The organism is Streptomyces sp. NPDC002817, from assembly GCF_053592055.1.
In genome coordinates, this window is record NZ_JBSFUY010000004.1 from 21,400 (window position 1) to 45,074 (window position 23,675).

A 23,675-nucleotide genomic window follows, 5' to 3' on the forward strand; every position below is an offset into this window, starting at 1 on the left:
TACGACATTCCACTGCAAAACGGAACGTATGGGATCTCGATCTTGGGAGCAACGACGTCAGGTGCGCGTGGTGACCATGTGGCGCCGTCCTGTTCGATCGGTGCCGGTACTGTTCGGCGAATGAGCTCGCTTAATCTCGACGACTTCACCGATCTGATCGAGCGCCCCGACGGTGGGGTGCGCCGCGACGCCGAGGCGCGCCGGGAACGTCAGATCGCGCCGCCCGGGTCGCTGGGCCGCCTGGACGACCTGGGTGAGTGGCTGTCGGCGGCGCAGTCCGCCGTTCCGGTACGGCCGATCGAACAGCCGCGGGTGATTCTCTTCGCCGGTGACCACGGCATCGCCGAGCTCGGTGTCTCGGCCCGACCGGCGGGCAGCGCCGGGGAGTTGGTGCGTGAGGTCCTGGAGGGCGGCCGGCCGGTGTCCGTGCTCGCGCGGCGGCTCGGGGTGCCGGTGCGGGTCGTCGACCTGGCGCTGGACTGCGATCCGGAGTCGCTGCCCGGCGAGGTCGTACGGCATCGGGTGCGGCGCGGCAGCGGCCGTATCGACGTCGAGGACGCGCTGACCCTGGAGGAGGCGGAGGCCGCGTTCCGGGCCGGGGTCGCGGTGGCCGACGAGGAGGCCGACTCCGGTACGGATCTGGTGGTGCTCGGCGATGTGAGCGTCGGCGGGACCACGGCGGCGGGTGTGCTGGTCGCCGCACTGTGCGGGACCGACGCGTCCGTGGTGACCGGGCGCGGCGGGCTGGCCATCGACGACCTCGCCTGGATGCGCAAGTGCGCGGCGATCCGCGATGCTCTGCGGCGGGCCCGCCCGGTGCTCGGGGATCAGCTGCAGCTGCTGGCGACGGTGGGCGGGGCCGATCTCGCGGCGATCACCGGGTTCCTGCTGCAGAGCGCGGTGCGCAAGCTGCCGGTCGTGCTCGACGGGGTCGTGGTCGCCGCCTGTGCGCTGGTCGGGCAGCGGATCGCCTTCCGGGCGCCGGACTGGTGGCTGGCCGCACACAACAGCGGGGAGCCGGGGCAGGCGAAGGCGCTGGACCGGATGGCGCTGGAGCCGCTGCTGGAGCACGGGGTGACGGTCGGGGAGGGTGCCGGCGGACTGCTGGCGCTGCCGCTGGTGCAGGCCGCGGCGGCGCTGGCCGCGGAGCTGCCCGAGAAGCCGGAGGTCGTCGAGGAGCCGTCGGCCGCCGAGGAGCCGGAGAAAGAGGAGTAGCCCAGAGGACAGCAGAGGCGCAGCAGGGGTGTCAATGTGACACCTTTGTGTGGATGTCTCCCATCTGCCGGGAAGGTACGCAACAGGCCCGGGAGATCCAGATCACGTAGGTGTGGCTCAACTTCGCACGGTTCGGATCGGTCTTCGGACATGGCCCGTGGCCACACCGTACGTACCTGGAGACGCGCCGATGAAGAGGATCGCCCGCTGGGCCCGCAGTGAATGGGGGCTGCTGTACATCGCGGTGCGCGGCCCGTTGGTCCGGCGGCGGTGGCGGGCGGTGCCGATGGCGATCGGGGCGGTGTGTCTGACGGCTGCGCTGCAGTTCGCGCAGAACCAGTCGTGGGGCTATCAGTTCGTGCAGAACGTCGGGGCCGTGCGGGCGGAGGATCCGCTGTGGCCGGCTCTCCTGCGAACGCCCTTGTCGTTGTTCGTACCCGCGCTGGACCTGCCCGTGTGGGGCGCGCTGGCGCAGCTCCTGATCGTGTTCGGCATCGCGGAGATCTGCCTGGGCTGGTGGCGCACGCTGGTCATCGCCTACGCCGCCACCCTCGCCGGCACGCTCTACGCGCGCCTCGGCATCTGGCTGGGCCCCGACAGCCCGCTCGGCCTCCCGGGCACGGACGCCCAGGTCGTCGACACCGGCCCCTCGGCGGCCGTGGTGGGCCTCGCGGTGTTCCTCGCCTGGCGCTATCGCGCGTACATCACCGGAGGTGTGGTGATCGCGGCGATGGTGGTCGAGGTACTGCTGAAGGACAACCTCGCGGGCAAGGAACATCTGGCGGCGATCGCGGCGGTCCTGGCCCTGTGCGGGATCTCGGAGGTGCACCATCGGCGACGCACGGGCCGGGTGGCGCTGCGGTGACCTTGCGCGCGTCGGGCATCGCTCGGCCGGCGCCCGCGTCGGTGAGCGGGACACGGGGGCGTACCCCGGCAGACGACCTTGCCGGTGGACGGGACGCTGAATACCGCCCGCAGACGGCCGTGTCCGTGAAGCGGGGCACGGGAGCGCAGCCCGGCAGACGGCCTTGCCGGTGGACGGGACGCGGGATGCCGCCCGCAAGCGGCCGTGTCCGTGAGCCGGACACGAGGGCGCAGCCCGGCAGACAGGCCGTACCGGTGAGCGGGGCGAGGGAGCGTCTCCCGGCAGCGGGCCTTGTCGGTGAGCGGGTGCCTGGGACGGCGCCCTGGTTGTCCATGCCGGTGACTGGGGGGCAAGGTGTCGGCCCGCGGGGGCGTCGTCCGGCGGACAGTGGTGCCGGTGGCCGAGCGCTTGGGACGGTATCCACGCCGGTGGCTGGGCGTGTCAGGTGTCGGACCGTGGGCGCCATCACGGCAGGGCCTGGGGATCGGGCTTGCCGCCGATCAGGTCCTCGAGTCTGCGGCGCGGGCCCGACCAGCGGCGGTCGTGGTGGTAGGCGCGCAGGGTGGCCTTGGCGCGGGCGCGGGGGCGGCGGCGGTAGAAGCGGCGGGCCCAGGGTGAGCCCGGGCGGGCCAGGCGGACGAAGCCGATCAGGCCGACGAGCGGGACGATGACGCTGAAGATCGCCATACGGGCCTTGCCCTTGCTCAGGACGGCCAGGGCGAACAGGAAGTTGACCACCACGGTCGAGATCACGTTGGCCCGGTCCTGGAGCTCGTCCTGGCTCAGGTCGTTGACGCCGAACGGCGAGAATCCCGACAGCACCAGCCCCACCAGGGCGGCGGTCAGCACGACCACCTCCACGCTCTTGCGGCCCTCCTCCGTCCAGTAGACGTCGTCCAGGTGCAGGATCAGCGCGAACTCGTCCAGCACGAGACCCGCGCCGACACCGAAGATCACCGCACACGCGGCCGCCCCGAAGCCGTGCCGGCCACTCCCCACGGCACCGAAGCCGCCGACCACGGTCAGGGCGACCCCGGGCACCACATGGTGGATGTGCACCCCGCCGGAGCTGACGTTCCCGAAGGGACCCTTGCCCGCGCGGATGAGCCGGGTGATGACCCGGGTGACCAGGAAGGTGACGACGAAGGAGGTGAGGGCGAGGAGCAGCGGCAGTTTGCCCGGCTCGATGATGTTCCGCTGGAGCCAATGTCCCATATATGCACTTTATCCAGGGTGGGCCGTGCCGACTTCCTGACCGCCGGATAACCTCCTCCGGTGTCTGCGCCCTCTTCGAACCCCTGGCCCGACGGCCTCCGCTTCGCCTTCGGCACCCTGACCGTGCTCCCGGTCAAGGTGACCCGCTGGGACCGTGACGCCGCGCGCGGGGGCATGCTGTGCGCTCCGCTGGCGGGGGTGGTGGTGGGGGCGGTGGCCGCCGCGCTGGGTCTCCTGCTGCTGGCCCTGGGTTCGGGACCGCTGCTCGCCGCCGTCGCCACCGCCGCCGTGCCCGCCGCTCTCACTCGGGGGCTCCACCTCGACGGGCTCGCCGACACCGCGGACGGGCTCGGCAGCGGTAAGCCGGCCGAGGACGCGCTGAAGATCATGAAACAGTCGGACATCGGGCCGTTCGGGGTCATCACCCTCGGCTTCGTGCTGCTCGCGCAGGTGGCGGCGCTGGCGCAGGCGTACGGCGAGTCGTGGGCGCGGGGTGTGGTGGCCGCGGTCGTGTCGGCCACGGCGGCCCGGCTGGTGCTGACGCTGGCGGCGCGCCGCGGGGTGCCGGCGGCACGGCCCGAGGGCTTGGGAGCGGCCGTGGCCGGGGTGGTCCCGGTACGGGGTGCGGCGATCGTCGCCGTTGCCGTGACCCTGGCGGCAGCAGGTGCGGGGGCGTTCTTCGGGCCGTACGACATCGTCCGTACGGCGCTCGCGGTCGTCGTCGCCGCTGGCGTTGCCGAACTCCTGCTACGGCACTGCACGCGGCGCTTCGGCGGGGTGACCGGGGATGTCTTCGGAGGGCTTGCGGAGACTGCGGCCACGACCGCGCTCGTGGTGCTTTCGCTGGGTGGCTGAGTGCGGGTCCGTCGTGGCTGGTCGCGCCCACGCGGCGGTAGCCGCAAATTCGATACAGCCCCGCGCCCCTGTCGGGGCGCTCAGCATGGCCGGCGCCAGACCCCCAGCTCGTACTTCTTCAGCATCGAACTCAGCTTCAGCTTCCGTGACTCCGCGCAGAACTTGCCCGTCGGCAGTTCGTACTCCACATGGAAGACCGCCTTCTTCGCCTCGATGAACGGCGTGTTGGCCTCGCACTCGTCGTACTGGGCGCACTGTTCGTTGACCGCGAAGTCGAAGTCGTCGACCAGTTCGGGGATTTGGTCCAGGTCGTTCTTCAAGCCCACCGACATGCCCCGGTCGTGGGCGAGTTTCGCGATGAGACGGTTGTAGCGGAGCTGGTCGGCGGCCTTCAGGGGAAAGCCGGTGCGGTTCTTGTAGCCGTCCATGTTGTCGGGCTCCACCGCGTCGAACCCCTTCTCGCGGCACATGTCCATGCGGTCCGCCATCAACGGCTCCAGGACATCCGTCTCGCGGATGTCGAGCCACTTCTCGCCCTCCCAGCCGTTACCGCGGCCGATGACCGACTTGGGGAACTTCTGCGCGTCGGGGCGCCAGTCCTCCCAGGCGCCGGTGGAGAGGTAGCAGATCACCTTGCGGCCCTTGCGGTGCAACGCGGTGACGGTGGATCCGGACTGGTCGAAGCCGTCGATGTCGTAGACCGGGACGTCGACGGAGGTGTCGACCGTCCGGCCGCTGAGCTGCCACTGCCAGTCGAGGCCGGGGGCCGGCTGCCAGCGGGGGCCCGGTTTCGCGTCCGGGGTCGTCGTGCAGGCGGCCAGCAGAAACAGGGGGACCAGCCAGAAAACGCGTCTCACCGAGCGGGCTCCAGGGTGTGGGGCAACGTACCCCAAGGATGATCTCCCACCCCGGGGACCGCGCAGTACAGGTCCGCCCCCTCCGCCGCCGGATCGACGCCGTCCGGGACGCCGTACACCAGGTGGCACAGCCGTACGTCCGTGCCGCCGTGCCAGGGTCGCGGGGGCTGTCGGCGGTACGTCGACCAGGTGCCCTCGAAGGTGACGAGGACGTCGGCGATGCGGGCGTAGGAGGGGTGCGGTGTGGTGCCGTGGTTCAGGACGAGGGTGCCTCGGACGGCGGTGGCGAGCCGCCGGTAGTACGCGAACTCCTCCGGGCCCGAGGTGACTTGGTCCAGGAAGGCACCGTCCGTGCCGTACCAGTCGCGGTGGCGTGTGAGGTCACGGACCACGTCGGCGGGCGCTCTGCGGGCGTAGTCCGTGTCGGCGTAGCCCAACACCCGTGTGCCTGCGGCCCGCAGCCGCGCGGCGACCTCGGCGAAGGCCTCGTCGGGGGCCTCGCCGGGGCCACTGGCCGGGTTGAGGACGACGCCGTAGAGGCGGGGTGCGGCCGCGATGATCACGTCCCATTCGGCGGGGCGGACGGACGGGTGCTCGTAGTACGGGATCAGAAGAGTGCTCATCGGTGGGCCGTCGCTCTCCCCAACAGGGCGCAGACGAGGGCGGCCTGGGCCGCGGCCGCCGTGCCGTAGACGGTCAGGCCGACCCAGTACGGGTCGCCCGTGCGGGTCAGCAGCGCGAGCGTCTGGGTCAGGGCCGCTGCGCAGCAGACCGTCGTCGCGCTGAGGATCGCGCCGAAGGACTGGAGCAGCAGGCCGGTCCACATCACCATGCCCAGCAGGAGCAGGCCTGCCAGGCGGACGCCGGTCGCGTCGGGAGCGTGCGGCCAGAGCGCGGACATGGCGAGGCTGAGGGCCAGGAGGGTGACCAGGTAGACGGTCAGGCATTCCACGAGCGTGGTGGCCGTCGTGCGCCAGAAGGCCCTTGCGGTGCTGGTGTTGCGCAGACCGGCGAGGCTGCCGCTGCGGAAGCGGTGGAGGACCCATTCGGCGGGGCCCATGCTGAGGGTGAGGGCTACGGCGGCGAGGGCGTCACCCAGGGCCGCGTAGAGGACGAGGACGCCGCTGCCCAGACCGAACAGGGCGTAGGGGAGGGAGGAGAAGAGTTGGGGGCCCATTGTCGTTCGTCGGCTGCTGGTGCCTTGTGGTTCGTCGCCCCTGGGTGCGACTTCCCGTAGGCCCAGGATCGCCACCGCCGCCAGGGAGCTCAGCAGCAGGACGATTCTCGCCGCGTCCGGCATGGGGTGCACCAAGGCCAGGCCCGCGCCCGCCGCCATCGGCAACAGGGCCAGCAGCAACGCGCGTTCGCGGCCCAGGACCAGCAGGACCGTCGACGCACCCAGGTACAGGGACTGTCCGGCGGCGAAGGCCACCCCCGTCATATCGCCCGTGCCCGCGACCAGGAGGGCGACCAGGGCGCCCAGCACCACGCCCACCGGCGCCCCCAGCAGCAGGCTGCGTTTTGCCGCCGTGCGGTCTCCCAGGCCCAGCCAGGAGTACGCCCGGTGCGCGAGGCCCTGGTTCCAGGTCCAGCCGACCAGGGCGCCGGCGAGAAGGGGGACCGTTCCTGCCGGGAGGCCGAGGTCTCTGGGGCCGGCCATCAGCGGGGCGCCCAGTACGTAGCCGAAGCCGGGGAGGGCGAAGACGACTCCCCGCAGGAGGCAGCCCAACAGGCCTACCTGCCACGGGTCGTGGACCGGGCCTTCCGGTTCGGGGTAGCGGCGCTCGACGCGTTCGTAGAGCTCCTCGGCGAGGGCGAAGGAGTTCTTCAGGCCGTACCGCTCGCGTATCTGGTCGTCCGACATGCCGTCGGACTCCAGGAGCGCGGCTATCTCGTCGGGGTGGACGGCCGCGGCGACGAAGTCGTCGAGGCGCTCGGCGAGTTCGTCGAGGGGGTCGGGTCGGGCCCAGCTGGGGGTGCGCTGCCTGGGGATGCTGGGCAGCGTGTCCGGGCGGGCACCCGGGGGCAGCCAGACGGATCCGCTCACCAGCCGGTCCCGTCCGTCGCGACCGCGGCGTACCAGGGGTCGCGCAGTTCGAGGGTCCAGTCGGCGACGGTCTCGAGCGTGGGCTCGTACACCTCGGGCATACCGGCGAGCTCCTGGTAGATCGTCCGGAAATTGTCCACGGAGCGGCGCAGCGTGAAGCGGTCGATCACTCTCTGCCGTGACAACTCGCCCAGTTTCAGCCGCCGTTCGTCGTCCCTGAGCAGGGTCAGGGCCGCTGCCGCCAGCTTCTCCGGCTCACGCGGGGGCACCACCAGACCTGTGTCGCCTACCGCCTCGCTCACTCCCCCGACGTCCGTCGACACCGTCGTACGGCCGCAGGACATGGCCTCGATGATGGAGAACGGGAAGCCCTCGGAGATGGAGGAGAGCATGACCACGTGGCCGGCCGCGTAGGCCCGCCAGACCTCGCTGATACGGCCCTCGAAGGTGAGGCCGTCGGTGACGCCGAGTTCGGCGGCGAGCTTCTCCAGCCGGGTCTTGTACTCCTCACCGCCGGGCGGGACCGGGCCGAAGAGTCTGAGCCTGGTCTCCGGCATCTCGGCGCGGACCATGGCGTAGGAGCGGATCAGGGTCTCCAGGTCCTTGATGGGGTCGACGCGGCCGCACCAGGTGAGGGTCGGGACCTCGGGTTCGGGTCCCGCGTGCGGGAAGGCGGCGGGGTCGACGCCGTTGTAGACCGTGCGGATCTTGTCGGCGTCGGCGCCGCCGCGCTCCTCCCAGCGGCGGTTGTACTGGTTGCACGGGGTGATGAGGTCGGCGGCCCTGTAGCCCAGGGAGTTGAGCTCGCGGTAGAAGCCGAGCATGAACGCCTTCACGGGCCAGCGTTGAGCGTCCGAGCGGTAGCCGAGGTAGCGCTCGCGCAGATAGATGCCGTGCTCGGTGAGGAGGAACGGTACGCCGTCCAGTTGATGGGCGGCGAGGGCGGGCAGCGTGGCCAGACCGCTGCTCACCGCGTGTGCCACCGAGTCCTCGGGGACGCGGACGCCCAGGGGGCGCAGAGCGTGTTCCAGCAGGTCCGTCGCGGTGAGCGCGTCGTGGACCGTGGGACGGGCCTCGGCCGTCGCCAGGTGCGGCATCGTCCATATCCACATCAGCGAACGCAGTGCCGACTCCGTGCGCAGTGCGGCCGACAGACGTCCGTCGCGGGCGAGTTCGGCCAGCTCGTACAGGGCCTCGCCGAAGTCGCAGTGGGCCTCGGGGTCGAGGAAGGAGAGCAGGAAACGCTCGTAGGAGTCGATGAAACGGCGCCGCGCCCTGCCGTACGGGGCGTGTTTGCGGCCGGGGCGTGGACCCCAGGTCGGCACGGAGGTGTGGCGGTAGACGTTGGGCGGCAGCTCCCAGGTCACGGGTTCGCGGCCGCTTCCGGTGAGCGAGAGGATGTGGAAGTCGACCTCCGGCATGCCCTTGACGAGCTGGTCGCACCAGGTGCTGACGCCGCCGTGGACATGTGGATAGGTGCCTTCGGTGAGCATGGTGACGTGACGGCCCGAACGCATCGCCGCGCGGTTCCCCCCTGTTTGCGGAATCTGTGGGGGGAACTGCGCGACTGCGGGTTCGTCGTGGCTGGTCGCGCAGTTCCCCGCGCCCCTGAAGGGGCGCCCCAGCTGAGGCGGCTCCAGAAGCTAGGGCAGTTTCAGAGTCACTGCCGACTGAAGCACCTCCGGCGTGGTCCACGCCGAGCGCCGCCCCGCGTACGGGGTTCCGAACGCGCTGGTGCCGAGGAGGAGTTGCTTCTTTGCCCCCTCCGGCACGGTCACCGGGATCTGGGTCCCGTTCGGTGCCGTGATCGTGACCGTCGTGCCGACCCGGTATGCCGTGACCTTGCCGGAGGCCAGCGCGGCCTGCCAGGTGGCGCGGCGCTGGAGTTCGGTGCCGATGGCGGCCTGGGCGAGGTTCTGGACCGGGGTGTTGTCGGCGAAGAGCGCCCGGTAGTCCGCGAGGACCTTGTTCATGACCGGGTAGAGGGTCCGGTCCTCGGCCAGGTTGGACTGGTGGGCGTAGTGCGGACGCGGGTCGTTGCTGATGGCGTGTCCGAGGGCGGTGCGGGCCTCCTGGGGGACGATGTACGACGTGTAGCCCGTGGCCGGGTCGAGCGGCTCGGCCAGGCAGGTGGAGGACGGGTTGTTCTCGCAGATGCCGCTGCCGCCGTCGGCCGCCGAGGCGTAGATCCAGTTGTACTCGTCGACCATCTCGGCGTTCGTACCGACGTTGTAGTACACGTTCATCGGGTAGCGGGGCACGGTCAGGGCGCCGCTGCCGACCGAACGCTGGTCGGGTTCACGGGAGTTGTCGGAGGCGGTCCACTTGATGCCGTTGTCGGCGAGGGCGCCGGCGAGGTTCGGGTTGTCGTTCGGCTGCTGCGGCAGCGTCTTCAGGCCCGAGTGCTCGCCGGTGACCAGCTCGGCGCGGGTCAGCGGAAGGCCCTTGGTGACGCCCCAGTTGTAGTTGTTGCGGATCTCCGCGGAGATGTCGGCCCGGCTCATGTACTGGGTCGTGCCGCTGGCGTTCTTCGCGCAGCTCCACGGCACCGTGGAGGTGTCCTGGACGCAGCCGAGGAACTTGTGCGTGTACGTGTGGTTGATCCAGCGGTACTTGGCCTTGTCGGCGAGCAGCTGGGTGGCGAAGGCGTCCGTGCCGCCGTTCTCGGTCTTCCACTCCTCGCCGGAACCGGCGTTGTAGACCATGTCGAGCGTGAAGCCCTGCTCCTGCTGCCACTGGGCGGCGCGGACCGCGTCGGCGGCGGTCATCCGGATCGGCGTGGTTCCCGTGCCGTCACCGCCCGCGCAGTCGAAGTCGCCGGGGGTGCAGTTGTGTTCGGTGTCCCAGCGGCTGTCGGGGGCGAAGACGTCGTCGACGTGCACGGCGAAGTAGTTGCGCGCCTGTCCCAGGTGCACTCCTTGGGTCAGCCACTCGACGATGCCGCGGGCGAGCACCCGGAACTGCTGCTGGTACTGGTTGTACGCGAAGGTCACGACGAGTTCGCGGCGCCCGTCGTGGACGTACTCGCCGACGAGGCTGCCGCGGCCCGTACCACCGGGCACGGCGGTGTCGACATAGCTGGTGAAGCCCGCCCCGGGGGTGGCCACGTAGCCGTAACTCTCCATCACCGACGGGGAGTTGTCCTCGAAGGTGAGGGCACCGTCGAGGTATCCGAAGTACCCCGACCTGCCGGCGGCCGTGATGCCCGCGTCCTGGCCGTCCAGCGAGCCGGAGTAGCTGCTGTACTCCAGGCCGACGCCCGGGTGCGCCCAGGTGTAGGCGTCGACCTGCGGGATGCCGTACGTCTTCTCGTACGTCTCCAGCGCGGTCTGTTCGGCCGAACCGGCGCCGAACGGGGCCTCGTTGGGCAGGACGACGCCCTGGTACCTGGCCCGGGGCGTGCCGTTGACCGTGTCGCTGAGGAACGCGGCCGTGATGGCGGGGCGGTTCGCGTCGTTCAGGTTGATGGTGGTGTACGGAACGCCTGTGCTCTTCAGCTGGGCGGTGATGGCCTGGACGGGGCTGTCGCCGTTGTCCACGACCAGTACTTTGAGATCGATGCGCGGCGTCACCGCTGCCGACGCACCTGGTGCTCCGAGCCCCAACGCCAGTAGCCCGGCGGTGGTCAGGGCTGCGGCCGCGCCTCTCCATCTGAGCGCACTCTGCGCCATTGTGTGTGTCCTCCCCCAGAAGATCCCCTTGTGGTAAATCCAAGGAGGATCAGTGGAAATCATGCAAAGCGGCGAGCGAGGTGCTCACCGGAACACGAGGAGTGTGACTGAGGTCACCGGGAGTAAGGATTGAGAAGTGGCCATGACGCCACTCACAGGTGAACGCCCGTAGGAATGAGCGAACCAGCCATACGCGCGTAGGCTCGTTCCGGGTGTTCATCGACGGGGTGAAGGCCCCGGTCGATGCCGCCCCCGGACACGGTTCTAGGGTCGGCTGTCGGGCCCGGTCGACCCACCCACATTCGACCAACTGAACTTCACATCGGAAGCGAGATTTCACCACCGTGACTGCTCTCACTCTCAGCACCGCCGCGGCGCCCGGCCTGCGGGCCGACGCGATCGTGATCGGTGTCGCCAAGGGCGCGAAGGGCCCGGTCGTCGCCCCGGGCGCCGAAGCTGTGGACAAGGCCTACGACGGCAGCCTCGCCGGCGTCCTGGAGACCCTCGGTGCCTCCGGCGCCGAGGGCGAGGTGACGAAGCTGCCGGCGCCGTCCGGCTTCAAGACTCCCCTCGTGGTGGCGGTGGGGCTCGGCCCGGAGCCCGAGAAGGACTCCTCCCTCGACTCCGAGGCGCTCCGTCGGGCCGCCGGCGCCGCCGCCCGCGTGCTGACCGGCGCCAAGAAGGCCGCCTTCGCGCTGCCGCTGACGGACGCCGCCGACGCCGGCGCGGTCGCCGAGGGCGCCCTCCTCGGCGCGTACTCCTTCGACGCCTACAAGGAGAACGCCAAGGACCCGAAGAACGGCAAGGCGCCCCTCGCCGAGGTCGCCCTCCTCGGCGGCAAGCCGCGCGACAAGGCGTACAAGGCGGCCGTGGAGCGTGCCCTCGCGGTCACCGAGGAGCTCAACCGCGCCCGTGACCTCGTCAACACCCCGCCGAACGACCTGTACCCGGAGGCCTTCGCGGCCGTCGCCCAGGCCGCGGCCAAGGAGCACGGCATCAAGGTGCAGGTGCTCGACGAGAAGGCACTGCTCAAGGGCGGCTACGGCGGCATCCTGGGCGTCGGCGGCGGTTCGGCGGCGGCGCCCCGGCTGGTGAAGCTGTCGTACACCTCCGCCAAGGCGAAGAAGCACCTCGCGCTCGTCGGCAAGGGCATCACGTACGACTCGGGCGGCATCTCGCTGAAGCCGGCCGGTCACAACGAGACGATGAAGTGCGACATGAGCGGTGCGGCCGCCGTCTTCGCCGCCATCGTGGCCGTCGCGCGGCTCGGTCTGGAAGTGAACGTCACCGCGTGGCTGGCGCTCGCCGAGAACATGCCGTCGGGTTCCGCGGTGCGGCCGGGTGACGTGCTGCGGATGTACAGCGGCAAGACCGTCGAGGTGCTCAACACCGACGCCGAGGGCCGGCTGGTCCTCGCGGACGCGCTGTGGGCCGCCTCCGCGGAGAAGCCGGACGCGATCGTCGACGTGGCGACGCTGACCGGCGCGATGATGCTGGCGCTGGGCAACCGGACGTTCGGGATCATGGCGAACGACGACGCGTTCCGCTCCGCGGTGTACGAGGCCGCGGCCGAGGTGGGTGAGCCTTCCTGGCCGATGCCGCTGCCGGAGCACCTCCGCAAGGGGATGGACTCCCCGACCGCGGATCTCGCGAACATGGGTGAGCGCATGGGTGGCGGGCTGGTCGCGGGGCTCTTCCTGCGGGAGTTCGTGGGTGAGGGCATCACCTGGGCGCACCTGGACATCGCGGGTCCCGCGTTCAACGAGGGTGGGCCGTTCGGGTACACGCCCAAGGGGGGCACGGGTACGGCGGTGCGGACGCTGGTGCGGCTGGCGGAGCTTACGGCCGCGGGTGACCTGGGCTGACGTTCGCCTAAGGGCTCGGGGCCTTCGGGGCGTGGGCGACTGCGGACCGGTTGTGGCTGGTCGCGCAGTTCCCCGCGCCCCTTGGGTGTCTCACCGTGCCGCCTGCCTGCATGTGAGGTCTGATCCCCTGCTCACATGTGAGCGTGTGGTGTCTCACACCCCGGCCCGGCGTCTCGTTCTCCTCCGACAAGTGCGAAGATGGCACTCGGCAGGACAGGGCCCCCACCACAGGGCCGAAGAAAGAGCGGCCGGACACCAGCCGCCGCGCGGTCACAGGAGACCGGCGTACGGCGCACATGCATGGAGGACGTGACGTGGCGAACGACGCCAGCACCGTTTTCGACCTAGTGATCCTCGGCGGTGGTAGTGGCGGTTACGCCGCGGCCCTGCGCGGGGCGCAGCTGGGGCTTGACGTCGCCCTGATCGAGAAGGACAAGGTCGGCGGTACCTGCCTGCACCGAGGGTGCATCCCCACCAAGGCCCTGCTGCACGCGGGCGAGATCGCCGACCAGGCCCGCGAGAGCGAGCAGTTCGGCGTGAAGGCCACCTTCGAGGGCATCGACATCGCCGGGGTCCACAAGTACAAGGACGGCGTGATCTCCGGGCTCTACAAGGGCCTGCAGGGTCTGGTCGCCTCCCGCAAGGTGACGTACATCGAGGGTGAGGGCCGGCTGTCCTCCCCCACCTCGGTCGACGTGAACGGCCAGCGCATCCAGGGCCGCCACGTCCTCCTCGCGACCGGCTCCGTGCCGAAGTCGCTGCCGGGCCTGGAGATCGACGGCAACCGCATCATCTCCTCGGACCACGCCCTCGTCCTGGACCGCGTGCCGAAGTCGGCCATCGTCCTCGGCGGCGGTGTCATCGGCGTCGAGTTCGCCTCCGCCTGGAAGTCCTTCGGCACCGACATCACGATCATCGAGGGTCTCAAGCACCTCGCCCCGCTCGAGGACGAGAACTCCTCCAAGCTTCTTGAGCGCGCGTTCCGCAAGCGCGGCATCAAGTTCAACCTGGGCATCTTCTTCTCGAAGGCCGAGTACACCGCCGACGGCGTCAAGGTCACCCTCGCCGACGGCAAGGAGTTCGAGGCCGAGCTCCTGCTCGTCGCCGTCGGCCGTGGCCCGGTCTCCGCCGGTCTCGGTTACGAGGAGCAGGGCGTCGCGATGGACCGCGGCTATGTCCTGGTCGACGAGTACATGCGGACGAACGTCCCCACCATCTCCGCCGTCGGCGACCTGGTCCCGACCCTCCAGCTCGCGCACGTCGGCTTCGCCGAGGGCATCCTGGTGGCGGAGCGTCTGGCCGGTCTCAAGGCCGTCCCGATCGACTACGACGGTGTCCCCCGCGTGACCTACTGCCACCCGGAGGTCGCCTCCGTCGGTATCACCGAGGCCAAGGCCAAGGAGATCTACGGTGCGGACAAGGTCGTCGCTCTGAAGTACAACCTGGCGGGCAACGGCAAGAGCAAGATCCTGAACACCGCGGGCGAGATCAAGCTCGTCCAGGTGAAGGACGGTGCCGTGGTCGGCGTCCACATGGTCGGCGACCGCATGGGCGAGCAGGTCGGCGAAGCCCAGCTGATCTACAACTGGGAGGCGCTGCCGGCCGAGGTCGCCCAGCTCATCCACGCCCACCCGACGCAGAACGAGGCGCTGGGCGAGGCCCACCTGGCACTGGCCGGCAAGCCGCTGCACGCTCACGACTGACCCTCGGTCGACGAAGCGACTTCGCGACGACACAGACTTCCGCAATTCGTAAGGAGCAACCGAAACCATGGCGGTTTCCGTAACCCTTCCGGCGCTCGGCGAGAGCGTCACCGAGGGCACTGTCACCCGCTGGCTGAAGGCCGAGGGTGAGCGAGTAGAGGCCGACGAGCCGCTGCTCGAGGTCTCGACCGACAAGGTCGACACCGAGATCCCCTCCCCCGCCGCCGGCATCCTGGCCTCCATCAAGGTCGCCGAGGACGAGACGGTCGAGGTCGGCGCCGAACTGGCCGTCATCGACGACGGCTCGGGCGCGCCCGCTGCCGCCCCGGCCCCCGCCGCCGAGCCCGAGCCCGCCGCGGCTCCGGAGCCGGCCGCCGCGGCCCCCTCCACCGAGCAGGCCGCTCCGGCGCCCGCTCCCACCGCCGAGGCCGCCACCGGCGGCGGCTCCGCCGAGGGCACGGACGTCGTCCTGCCCGCGCTCGGCGAGTCCGTCACCGAGGGCACCGTCACCCGCTGGCTGAAGTCGGTCGGCGACTCCGTCGAGGCCGACGAGCCGCTGCTCGAGGTCTCCACGGACAAGGTCGACACCGAGATCCCGGCGCCCACCTCGGGTGTGCTGCTGGAGATCACGGTCGGCGAGGACGAGACCGCTGAGGTCGGCGCCAAGCTGGCCGTCATCGGTGCCCCGGGTGCGGCTCCGGCCGCTGCCCCGGCTCCCGCCGCTCCGGCCCCGACCCCGACCGCCGCTGCCCCGGCTCCGGCCCCCGTGGCCCCGCCGGCCCCGGCTCCGGCCCCCGCCGCGCCCGTGGCTCCGCCGGCCCCGGTCGCCGCTGCCCCGGCTCCGGCCCCCGTGGCCCCCGCGCCGGCCGCTCCGGCTCCGGTCGCCGCCGCTCCGGCCGCGCCCGCCGCCACCGCGGGTGACGACGGCGCCTACGTGACCCCGCTGGTGCGCAAGCTCGCCGCCGAGAACGGTGTCGACCTGGCCGCCGTCAAGGGCACCGGCGTCGGCGGTCGTATCCGCAAGCAGGACGTCATCGCCGCCGCCGAGGCCGCGAAGGCCGCCGCCGCTGCTCCGGCTCCCGCCGCTGCCGCCCCGGCCGCCTCCGCCGCCAAGAAGGCGCCGACGCTGGAGGCCTCGCCGCTCCGTGGCCAGACCGTCAAGATGCCGCGCATCCGCAAGGTCATCGGCGACAACATGGTCAAGGCGCTGCACGAGCAGGCGCAGCTCTCCTCGGTCGTCGAGGTCGACGTCACGCGTCTGATGAAGCTCCGCGGCCGGGCGAAGGACTCCTTCGCCGCCCGTGAGGGCGTCAAGCTCTCCCCGATGCCGTTCTTCGTCAAGGCCGCGGCCCAGGCGCTGAAGGCGCACGCGCCCATCAACGCCAAGATCAACGAGGGCGAAGGCACGATCACCTACTTCGACACCGAGAACATCGGTATCGCGGTGGACTCCGAGAAGGGCCTGATGACCCCGGTCATCAAGCACGCGGGCGACCTCAACATCGCCGGCATCGCGAAGGCCACGGCAGAGCTGGCCGGCAAGGTCCGCGCCAACAAGATCACGCCCGACGAGCTGTCCGGCGCGACCTTCACCATCTCCAACACCGGTTCGCGCGGTGCGCTCTTCGACACGATCATCGTGCCGCCGGGCCAGGTCGCGATCCTCGGCATCGGCGCCACCGTCAAGCGCCCGGCCGTCCTGGAGACCGAAGAGGGTACGGTCATCGCCGTCCGCGACATGACCTACCTGACCCTCTCCTACGACCACCGTCTGGTGGACGGCGCCGACGCGGCCCGCTACCTGACCGCGGTCAAGGCGATCCTGGAGGCGGGCGAGTTCGAGGTCGAGCTCGGCCTGTAGGTCTCAGGAAGCAGTGCCTGTACGGTGCCCCGCCCGGAGCTTTCCGGACGGGGCACCGTCGTGTCACCGGGGCGTCAGCCGCTTGTCCGACCAGCCCCACAGCAGCTCGACCCACACGTTCGGGACGGACAGCTTGTCGGCGCGTGTGAGTCCCTTCGTGCGGTACGCCTTCAGGACGTCGTACGTCGCGTCCAGGCAGTCCCGGGAGGTGAGCTCACCGGTCTTCGGGTCGAGGCCGACGAGGAAGCCGCGGGACTCGACCGTGCGGATCATCGCGCGGGCGGCGTTCGTGTCGTGCGTCGAGGACTTCGTGCAGCGGTAACGGCTGTACGGGTGCTCGGAGTTGCCGGGGTAGTGGGCGTCGCGGGACATCTCGCTGAGCATGCGGTCGTACGACCCTTCCGCGTGCCACGCACCGATGTTGCCGCCGGGAGGCGTGTACAGCTTGCCGCTCGGGTTCTCCACCGCGCCGTACACCCAGCGGTTGGTCCCCGCGACGCGGAAGCCCCAGCCGACGTGGCCGAACTTCTGGGCGCCGTCGGGCTTGATGAAGACGCAGGCGCCACCGGAGGAACCGGAGGCCGCCTTGCCGGTGATCGCTTCCGAGGCCTGGGGCTTCGCCACCGCCCGGGTGGACGTCTGCTGGCAGCCCGCCACGCCCAGGACCGTGCCGATCACGGCCGCCGCGGCCGTCCAGCGGAGGGCTCCGCGTCGTCCTTGGTCGTTCATGCCATCCCCCGATGGTTGGTGCAGGGGGCGCCCCTGGCGGGCACTCCCACGCCGACCGCGACGGGGCGGGGGCTCACAGGGTTCCGGTGGTGACACGGTGGTGACCGCTCCGGGCCGTACCCGGTACGGGTCTTTACAGGGTGAGCCGCCCTGTGGAGCGTGTAAGTCTCGTCTCACCTGCATGAAAGCGCCCCCGTGCGCCCCTCGGGAAAGCGCGTGCGGCCTTATTGTCTAAACGTCAAACGCCCCCGGGGCCGATGGGCGGCCCCTCCCTAAGGAGCACTCATGACCGCGCCCGTCGTCCACTCGCTGCGCGAACAGATCCGCGAGCACATCGTGGAAGGGATCGTCAGCGGTCGCTGGAAGCCGGGCGAGCGGATCGTGGAGCGACGGATCGCCACCGAGCTGGAGGTCAGTCAGACCCCCGTGCGGGAGGCGCTGCGCGAGCTGGAGTCGCTGCGGCTGATCGAGTCGGCGCCGAACAAGGGCGTGCGGGTGCGGAACCTGACGGCGGCCGACCTGGAGGAGAGCTACCCGGTCCGGGCCGGTCTGGAGGCGATCGCGGCGGAGCTGGCGGCGGAGCGGCTGGCGCAGGACTGCTCGGCGCTCGAGCCGCATGTCGCCGCGCTCTACGAGGCCGACCGCGCGTCCGACGGCACGGGACAGGTGCGGCACACGGTGGGCTTCCACCGGGAGATGGTCCGCGCGGCCGGCAACTCCGTCCTCCTGCACACCTGGGAGGGGCTCGGCATCGAGGTCTTCACGGCCCTGTCGATCCGCTGGCTGGGCACGGTCCAGCAGTCGTACGCGGAGGAGCACGAGGAGCTCGTGCAGGCGTTCCGGCGCCGGGATCCCCGTATCGCCGAACTCGTCAAGGCCCACGTCCTGGGCTGCGCACCGCGCCACGAGCCCTGAGCGGGACCCCGCTCATACGTACCCCCACCTGCGAAAACCGCCAGAAAACACGGCACCCGGTGTCTCCGTCCGAGGCACCCCGTGCCTACTTTCTCGCAATCGAGAGGTTTTGCCCTTCAACCCTTTGATCGATCATCGATCAGGGAGTTAAAGTCGCCGACGGGCCTCTACCGAGGCTGACTGGCCTTCACCGAGGCTTGAGCCCTGTCCTGCCAAAGACCTAGGGCACACCCCCGAACCCTTACCGATGAGGGAACCCCCTTCGACTGAGGAAGGCGGCGACATGACCGACCCCAACGCCATCCAGCCGAGCGAGCTCGACCAGCTCCCGGACCGTGACCCCGAGGAGACCGCCGAATGGCAGGCCTCACTGGACGCGGTCGCCAAGGCTGCCGGCCCGCACCGTGCCGCGTACCTGATGCGCCGCACGCTGGAGCGCGCGGAGGGCAACGGCATCGCGCTGCCCAAGCTGCTCGAGACGGACTACGTCAACACCATCCCCACCGGCACCGAGCCCTCGGCGCCCGGTGACGAGGAGATCGAGCGGAAGATCACCGCGTGGAACCGCTGGAACGCGGCCGCGATGGTCACCCGTGGCTCCAAATACGGCGTCGGCGGCCACATCGCCACCTTCGCCTCCGCGGCCTGGCTCTACGAGACCGGCTTCAACCACTTCTTCAAGGGCAAGGAAGCCGACGGTTCCGGCGACCAGCTCTACATCCAGGGCCACGCCTCTCCCGGCATCTACGCCCGCGCCTTCCTCGACGGCCGGCTGAACGAGGACCAGCTCGACAACTTCCGCCGGGAGTCGGGGGGCAACGGTCTGCCGTCCTACCCGCACCCGCGCCGGCTGCCCTGGCTGTGGGAGTTCCCGACCGTCTCCATGGGGCTGGGCCCGCTCTCCGCGATCTATCAGGCGCGCTTCAACCGCTACCTGACCAACCGCGGCATCAAGGACGTCTCCGCCTCCCACGTCTGGGCCTTCCTCGGCGACGGCGAGATGGACGAGCCCGAGTCGACGGCGGCACTCGCACTCGCGAGCCGTGAGGGTCTCGACAACCTCACCTTCGTCATCAACTGCAACCTCCAGCGCCTCGACGGCCCGGTCCGCGCGAACTTCAAGATCGTGCAGGAGCTGGAGGCCCAGTTCCGCGGCGCCGGCTGGAACGTCATCAAGACGCTGTGGGGCACGGCCTGGGACGAGCTGTTCCAGCTCGACACCACGGGTGCGCTCGTACGACGGCTCCGCGAGGTACCGGACGCGCAGGTCCAGACGTACCAGACCCGTGGCGCGGCCTACATCCGCGAGGACTTCTTCGGCAAGGACCCGGCGCTCGCCGAGATGGCGAAGCTGCTGAGCGACGACAAGATCCTCGAGTGCTTCCACCTCTCCCGCGGTGGCCACGAGGCGCGCAAGGTCTACGCGGCCTACAAGGCGGCGGTGGAGTTCAAGGGCGCGCCGACCGTCATCCTGGCCCAGACCGTCAAGGGCCACACGCTCGGCGAGGGCTTCGCGTCGAAGAACGCCAACCACCAGATGAAGAAGCTCTCGGTGGACGAGTTCAAGACGATGCGCGACCTGCTGGAGCTGCCGATCTCGGACAGCGCGTTCGTCGACGGCGTGGTCCCCTACGGCCACCCGGGCTCCGACTCCCCCGAGGTCCGCTACCTCCAGGAGCGCCGCGCCGCTCTCGGCGGTCCCGCCCCGGCCCGTCGTACGCACGCGCTCGCCCCGCTGCCGGCCCCCGCCGAGAAGGCCTTCGCCTCCTTCGACAAGGGCTCCGGCTCCCAGAACGTGGCCACCACCATGGCCTTCGTCCGCCTGATCAAGGACCTGGTCCGCGACAAGGAGACGGGCAGGCGCTGGGTGCCGATCGTCCCCGACGAGGCGCGCACCTTCGGCATGGAGAGCCTCTTCCCGTCCCTGGGCATCTACTCCCCCAAGGGCCAGACGTACGAGCCGGTCGACCGTGACCAGCTGATGTACTACAAGGAGGCCAAGAACGGCCAGATCCTCAACGAGGGGATCACCGAGGCCGGTTCGATGGCCGACTTCATCGCCGCGTCCACCGCGTACTCCACGCACGGCGAAGCGATGATCCCGTTCTACATCTTCTACTCGATGTTCGGCTGGCAGCGCACGGCCGACCAGATGTGGCAGCTCGGCGACCAGCTGGGCCGCGGCTTCCTGGTGGGTGCGACGGCGGGCCGTACGACACTGACGGGCGAGGGTCTGCAGCACGCGGACGGTCACTCGCCGGTGATCGCGGCGACGAACCCGGCCTCCCTGACGTACGACCCGGCGTTCGCGTACGAGGTCGCGGCGATCGTCAAGGACGGTCTGCGCCGGATGTACGGCGAGGCGGCCCCGGGCGAGGACCCGAACGTCTTCTACTACCTCACGGTCTACAACGAGCCCATGCCCCAGCCGGCCAAGCCCTCCGGGCCCGGCATCGACGAGGGCATCGTCAAGGGCCTGTACCGCTTCAACACGGCGGAGTCGGCGGGCCTCGACGTGGCCGCGGCGAACGCCCCGCGCATCCAGCTGCTGAGCTCCGGCACGGCGATCCACTGGGCCCTCAAGGCGCAGAAGCTGCTGGCCGAGGAGTGGGGTGTGGCCGCCGACGTGTGGTCCGCGACCTCCTGGACCGAGCTGCGCCGCGACGCGCTGGAGGCCGACGCGGCTCTTCTGCGCGGCGAGGAGCGGGTGCCGTACGTCCGTCAGACGCTGCACGGCGCCGAGGGCCCGGTGCTGGCGGTCTCCGACTACATGCGCCAGGTCCCGGACCAGATCGCGCAGTGGGTCGAGCAGGACTACTCGTCGCTCGGTGCCGACGGCTTCGGCCTCTCGGACACCCGCGAGGGGGCCCGTCGCCACTTCGGCGTCGACGCCGAGTCCATCGTGGTCGCGGCCCTGGCCCAGCTCGCCAGGCGCGGCGAGGTCAAGGCGACGGCGGTGAAGGAAGCGCGCGAGAAGTACGGCCTGTAGGTCTGTGGTGGTTGTGTGATGGGGCCCCCGCTTCGGCGGGGGCCTCGTTGCATCATGGGCTGTATGCGTGCCGCCCGCCTCATCAAGATGGTCCTGCTCCTCCAGTCCCGGCCCTCCATGACCGCCGCCGAGCTGGCGCGGGAGCTGGAGGTGTCCGAGCGGACGATCACCCGGGATGCGCAGGCGCTGTCGGAGGCCGGGGTTCCGGTGTACGCGGACCGGGGACGGGCCGGGGGCTACCGGCTGATCGGCGGGTACCGGACCCGGCTGACCGGGCTGGCGCGGGGTGAGGCGGAGGCGCTGTTCCTGTCCGGTGTGCCCGGGGCGCTGCGCGAGATGGGTCTGGAGGACGCCGCCTCGGCCGCCCGTCTGAAGGTTTCCGCGGCACTGCTCCCCTCGCTCCGGGACGCCTCGAAGACGGCGTCCCAGCGCTTCCATCTGGACGCCCCGAACTGGTGGAGCGAGCCGAAGACTCCCGAGTTGCTGCCCGCGATCGCCGACGCGGTGTGGGACGACCGGCGGGTCACCGCCCGCTATCGCAAGGGGGCGGAGGAGGTCGAGCGGGAGCTGGAGCCCTACGGGCTCGTACTGAAGGCGGGGGTCTGGTATCTGTGCGCGCGGATTCCCGACCCCGGCTCCTTCCGGGTGTACCGGATCGACCGGTTCGCGACGGTGGAGCCCTCGGCGGACCGCTTCGAACGCGACGAGGAGTTCGATCTCCCCGCCTTCTGGGAGGACCAGGCGGAGCGGTTCGCGCGGTCGATCCTGCGGGCCGAGGTCGTCGTACGGCTGTCACCGGACGGGGTGCGCCGGCTGCCGTACGCCCTGGCCGACCGGGTCTCCACCGGGGAGGCGCTGGAGCGGGCGGGGGCGCCGGACGAGGACGGCTGGGTGACCGTGACGGTCTCCGTGGAGTCGGAGAAGGTCGCCCGTACGCAGTTGCTGTCGCTGGGCCCGGAGGTGGAGGTGCTGGCTCCGGAGGGTCTGCGGGCGTGTTTCGCGGAGGCCGCGCGCCGTCTGGCCGGTCTGTACGGGACATAACAATCCGCCGCACTCCACGTGCGCCTCACCCGTCCAGGGCCGATGCTGGACCCGTGATGGACGAGACGGAGTTCTGGGAGCTGGTGGATGCCGCCCGTGGGGCCGCCGAGGGCGACCCCGAGGAGCAGGCGGACCTTCTCATCGACCGGCTCCTCCAGATGGACCCCGACATGGTCCTGGACTTCGCCCGTCACTTCGAGGCCCGCTACAACCGTGCGTACACCTGGGACCTGTGGGGCGCGGCCTGGGTCCTGCTCGACGGGGCCAGCGACGACGCCTTCGACTTCTTCCGCTGCTGGCTGATCGGACAGGGCCGCGAGGTGTACGAGGGTGCCGTGCACGCCCCCGACTCGCTGTCCGACCTCCTGGACGACTTCGACGAGGAGATCGACGGCGACGGGGAGGAGCTGGGGTACGCCGCCGACGAGGCGTACGAACAGCTCACCGGCGTCGTCGCCCCCGACCTCGGAATCCCGCCCGCGCCGCCCGAGCCGGAGGGGGCGCCGGTCGACTTCGAGAGCGAGCGGGTGTTGTCGGAGCGGTATCCGAAGCTGTGGGAGCGGTTCAGGGGCTGACGTCTACTTCAGGGGGAACCATGGCTCGAATCCCGTATCCGGAACATCCCGCCGACGGTGTGGCGAAGCTTCCCGTGCCGCTCAACGCCTTCCGCATGCTCTCCCACGCACCGCCGCTCACGGACACGGCGATCGACCTGGGCCTGGCGGTCCTGCTCGAGTCGACGCTGCCGGTCCGGCTTCGCGAGCTGGTGATCATGGCGGTGGCCGCCGGTACGGAGTGCGCGTACGAAGCCGCGCAGCACCGGCCGATCGCGCTCAACTCCGGTGTGTCGGCCGCCCAGTTGACGACCATCGCCGAACTGCGCTCCAGCGGGCCGGAGTTCGACCCGGCGGAGTCGGCGGCGGTCGCGGCGGCCTTCGAGCTCGTCTCCCGACACACCCTGTCCGAGGACGGGTTGACGGCTCTCCGCGCCTCCTTCACCGATCGCCAGGTCGTCGAGATCGTCACGACGGTCGGCTACTACGTCATGCTGGCGGGCCTCATGAACGGCCTCGGGGTGGACGTCGATCCGTCCGGGGAGCAGTTCCTCGGCCTGACGGGCGACGGACCCGTGTGAGGCTCAGACCGCGGTCACGCGCCGGCGGGTCGTGTCCGTCGGGATGTACGCCTGGGTCTGATGCCCTCGAACACCGAGGTCCCCTCGGCCAGTTCGGCGGGGAAGAGGTGGCCCAGGATGACGGTCCGTCGCCTCGCGCGGGGGCTCGAAGGAGCAGGGGACGGGGCACGGTCGGCGGGCTCGGGCTTCGGTGCCGAACGGCCCCACCGAGAGGCGCCCGTCGGCTACCTTCGGTGGTGAGGACTGGTCAGGCAGCGGCCGTTCCCCCGGCTGAACCCCGCTCAGGAGCCGATCGTGCCACTGCCGGTCTTCCGCGCCCTCGACCATGTCCTGGTGGTCGGGGTGGACGAGGTCATCGACATCGCCAGCGCCGAACACATACGTACCTCCCTCGTACGCCAACTGCTGCGCGCCCGTGGCCAGGAGGCGAGCACCGTCGTCGTCGACCTGCGCGATCCGTGTCTGACCTCGGCCGGTGTCGACGTACTGGAGGACGTACGGGACCTCGCCGACTCGGTGACGGTCAGGCTCCTCGTCGTCGCCCCGCACCCGCTCACCCGCCGCGTCCTGTACCTCACCGCCGCCGACCGGCACCTGGAGGTCCACCCCCGGCTGACCGAGGCGTTGCGGGCGATCCGGTGACCGACGTCACGGGACGCGTCCGGAAGGTTCACCTTTGAACTCTTGACCAGTGCCGTGATCCCCGGCGTAC

Annotated in this window: 19 protein-coding genes; 12 read left to right on the forward strand and 7 right to left on the reverse strand. The window is 70.6% G+C overall.

From position 1 onward, the window contains the following. Positions 1-120: 120 nt before the first annotated feature. Both cobT and ACWD3I_RS09080 read left to right on the forward strand, forming a co-directional pair. Positions 121-1,215, forward strand: coding sequence for a nicotinate-nucleotide--dimethylbenzimidazole phosphoribosyltransferase (cobT, locus tag ACWD3I_RS09075; RefSeq protein WP_365402741.1), 1,095 nt, complete (start codon positions 121-123; stop codon positions 1,213-1,215). A gap of 190 nt (positions 1,216-1,405) precedes the next feature. After that, entirely contained in the window at positions 1,406-2,080 is a 675-nt protein-coding gene (locus tag ACWD3I_RS09080; protein WP_365402744.1) for a hypothetical protein, read from the forward strand. A gap of 465 nt (positions 2,081-2,545) precedes the next feature. Here the strand turns inward: ACWD3I_RS09080 and ACWD3I_RS09085 are convergent, their stop codons facing one another. After that, positions 2,546-3,295, reverse strand: coding sequence for a hypothetical protein (locus ACWD3I_RS09085; protein WP_365402747.1), 750 nt, complete (start codon positions 3,293-3,295; stop codon positions 2,546-2,548). A gap of 60 nt (positions 3,296-3,355) precedes the next feature. Here ACWD3I_RS09085 and ACWD3I_RS09090 point away from each other — a divergent pair, with 60 nt between their 5' ends. After that, positions 3,356-4,150 (forward strand): adenosylcobinamide-GDP ribazoletransferase, encoded by a 795-nt coding sequence (locus ACWD3I_RS09090; protein WP_365402750.1) that lies wholly within the window; start codon positions 3,356-3,358, stop codon positions 4,148-4,150. A gap of 80 nt (positions 4,151-4,230) precedes the next feature. Here the strand turns inward: ACWD3I_RS09090 and ACWD3I_RS09095 are convergent, their stop codons facing one another. The 5 genes from ACWD3I_RS09095 to ACWD3I_RS09115 form a co-directional block, all read right to left on the reverse strand. After that, positions 4,231-5,007: an endo alpha-1,4 polygalactosaminidase gene (locus ACWD3I_RS09095; protein WP_365402753.1), complete on the reverse strand. Its 777-nt coding sequence runs from the start codon at positions 5,005-5,007 to the stop codon at positions 4,231-4,233. Further along, positions 5,004-5,630 (reverse strand): spherulation-specific family 4 protein, encoded by a 627-nt coding sequence (locus ACWD3I_RS09100; protein ID WP_365402756.1) that lies wholly within the window; start codon positions 5,628-5,630, stop codon positions 5,004-5,006. Before ACWD3I_RS09100 ends, ACWD3I_RS09095 begins: the two co-directional genes overlap by 4 nt. After that, positions 5,627-7,054 carry a hypothetical protein gene (locus ACWD3I_RS09105; RefSeq protein WP_365402758.1) on the reverse strand — a complete coding sequence of 476 codons (1,428 nt, stop codon included), beginning with the start codon at positions 7,052-7,054 and terminating at the stop codon, positions 5,627-5,629. The genes ACWD3I_RS09100 and ACWD3I_RS09105 overlap by 4 nt, the downstream gene beginning before the upstream one ends. After that, positions 7,051-8,571: a GT4 family glycosyltransferase PelF gene (gene pelF, locus ACWD3I_RS09110; protein ID WP_365402761.1), complete on the reverse strand. Its 1,521-nt coding sequence runs from the start codon at positions 8,569-8,571 to the stop codon at positions 7,051-7,053. The genes ACWD3I_RS09105 and pelF overlap by 4 nt, the downstream gene beginning before the upstream one ends. 126 nt (positions 8,572-8,697) lie before the next feature. Beyond that, complete coding sequence (locus ACWD3I_RS09115; RefSeq protein ID WP_365402764.1) at positions 8,698-10,725, reverse strand: hypothetical protein; 2,028 nt, start codon at positions 10,723-10,725, stop codon at positions 8,698-8,700. Between the two features lie 344 nt (positions 10,726-11,069). On the opposite strand from ACWD3I_RS09115, the gene ACWD3I_RS09120 reads away from it, so the two are divergent. The 3 genes from ACWD3I_RS09120 to sucB all read left to right on the forward strand — a co-directional run bounded on the left by ACWD3I_RS09120 (position 11,070) and on the right by sucB (position 16,154). Next, the gene (locus tag ACWD3I_RS09120; protein WP_365402767.1) at positions 11,070-12,590 is read left to right on the forward strand and encodes a leucyl aminopeptidase; all 1,521 of its coding nucleotides are present in this window, start codon (positions 11,070-11,072) and stop codon (positions 12,588-12,590) included. Positions 12,591-12,904: 314 nt separating this feature from the next. Further along, entirely contained in the window at positions 12,905-14,293 is a 1,389-nt protein-coding gene (gene lpdA / locus ACWD3I_RS09125; protein ID WP_365402770.1) for a dihydrolipoyl dehydrogenase, read from the forward strand. A gap of 67 nt (positions 14,294-14,360) precedes the next feature. After that, entirely contained in the window at positions 14,361-16,154 is a 1,794-nt protein-coding gene (gene sucB / locus ACWD3I_RS09130; RefSeq protein WP_365402773.1) for a 2-oxoglutarate dehydrogenase, E2 component, dihydrolipoamide succinyltransferase, read from the forward strand. A gap of 63 nt (positions 16,155-16,217) precedes the next feature. On the opposite strand, the gene ACWD3I_RS09135 is transcribed toward sucB, so the two are convergent. Beyond that, entirely contained in the window at positions 16,218-16,883 is a 666-nt protein-coding gene (locus ACWD3I_RS09135) for a hypothetical protein (protein WP_365402776.1), read from the reverse strand. A 285-nt stretch (positions 16,884-17,168) separates the two neighbouring features. Between ACWD3I_RS09135 and ACWD3I_RS09140 the strand changes: the two genes are divergently transcribed. The 6 genes from ACWD3I_RS09140 (at position 17,169) to ACWD3I_RS09165 (ending at position 23,605) form a co-directional block, all read left to right on the forward strand. Next, positions 17,169-17,798: a GntR family transcriptional regulator gene (locus ACWD3I_RS09140; RefSeq protein WP_365402779.1), complete on the forward strand. Its 630-nt coding sequence runs from the start codon at positions 17,169-17,171 to the stop codon at positions 17,796-17,798. A gap of 283 nt (positions 17,799-18,081) precedes the next feature. Further along, positions 18,082-20,787 carry a pyruvate dehydrogenase (acetyl-transferring), homodimeric type gene (gene aceE / locus ACWD3I_RS09145; RefSeq protein ID WP_365402782.1) on the forward strand — a complete coding sequence of 902 codons (2,706 nt, stop codon included), beginning with the start codon at positions 18,082-18,084 and terminating at the stop codon, positions 20,785-20,787. Between the two features lie 63 nt (positions 20,788-20,850). Next, entirely contained in the window at positions 20,851-21,828 is a 978-nt protein-coding gene (locus tag ACWD3I_RS09150) for a helix-turn-helix transcriptional regulator (protein ID WP_365402785.1), read from the forward strand. Positions 21,829-21,884: 56 nt separating this feature from the next. Beyond that, on the forward strand, positions 21,885-22,403 hold the full coding sequence (locus ACWD3I_RS09155) for a DUF4240 domain-containing protein (protein WP_365402844.1): 519 nt from the start codon (positions 21,885-21,887) through the stop codon (positions 22,401-22,403). 20 nt (positions 22,404-22,423) lie between these two features. Next, positions 22,424-22,963: a carboxymuconolactone decarboxylase family protein gene (locus tag ACWD3I_RS09160; protein WP_365402788.1), complete on the forward strand. Its 540-nt coding sequence runs from the start codon at positions 22,424-22,426 to the stop codon at positions 22,961-22,963. A 294-nt stretch (positions 22,964-23,257) separates the two neighbouring features. Continuing rightward, a complete protein-coding gene (locus tag ACWD3I_RS09165; protein ID WP_365402791.1) occupies positions 23,258-23,605 on the forward strand; it encodes an STAS domain-containing protein in 348 nt (115 codons plus the stop codon). Positions 23,606-23,675: the final 70 nt, after the last annotated feature.

Coding starts and splice junctions, on each gene's coding strand:
- cobT (WP_365402741.1), top strand. CDS start 121: ATGAGCTCGCTTAATCTCGACGACTTCACCGATCTGATCGAGCGCCCC.
- ACWD3I_RS09080 (WP_365402744.1), top strand. CDS start 1,406: ATGAAGAGGATCGCCCGCTGGGCCCGCAGTGAATGGGGGCTGCTGTAC.
- ACWD3I_RS09085 (WP_365402747.1), bottom strand. CDS start 3,295: ATGGGACATTGGCTCCAGCGGAACATCATCGAGCCGGGCAAACTGCCG.
- ACWD3I_RS09100 (WP_365402756.1), bottom strand. CDS start 5,630: ATGAGCACTCTTCTGATCCCGTACTACGAGCACCCGTCCGTCCGCCCC.
- pelF (WP_365402761.1), bottom strand. CDS start 8,571: ATGCGTTCGGGCCGTCACGTCACCATGCTCACCGAAGGCACCTATCCA.
- ACWD3I_RS09115 (WP_365402764.1), bottom strand. CDS start 10,725: ATGGCGCAGAGTGCGCTCAGATGGAGAGGCGCGGCCGCAGCCCTGACC.
- sucB (WP_365402773.1), top strand. CDS start 14,361: ATGGCGGTTTCCGTAACCCTTCCGGCGCTCGGCGAGAGCGTCACCGAG.
- ACWD3I_RS09135 (WP_365402776.1), bottom strand. CDS start 16,883: ATGAACGACCAAGGACGACGCGGAGCCCTCCGCTGGACGGCCGCGGCG.
- ACWD3I_RS09140 (WP_365402779.1), top strand. CDS start 17,169: ATGACCGCGCCCGTCGTCCACTCGCTGCGCGAACAGATCCGCGAGCAC.
- aceE (WP_365402782.1), top strand. CDS start 18,082: ATGACCGACCCCAACGCCATCCAGCCGAGCGAGCTCGACCAGCTCCCG.
- ACWD3I_RS09150 (WP_365402785.1), top strand. CDS start 20,851: ATGCGTGCCGCCCGCCTCATCAAGATGGTCCTGCTCCTCCAGTCCCGG.
- ACWD3I_RS09155 (WP_365402844.1), top strand. CDS start 21,885: ATGGACGAGACGGAGTTCTGGGAGCTGGTGGATGCCGCCCGTGGGGCC.
- ACWD3I_RS09160 (WP_365402788.1), top strand. CDS start 22,424: ATGGCTCGAATCCCGTATCCGGAACATCCCGCCGACGGTGTGGCGAAG.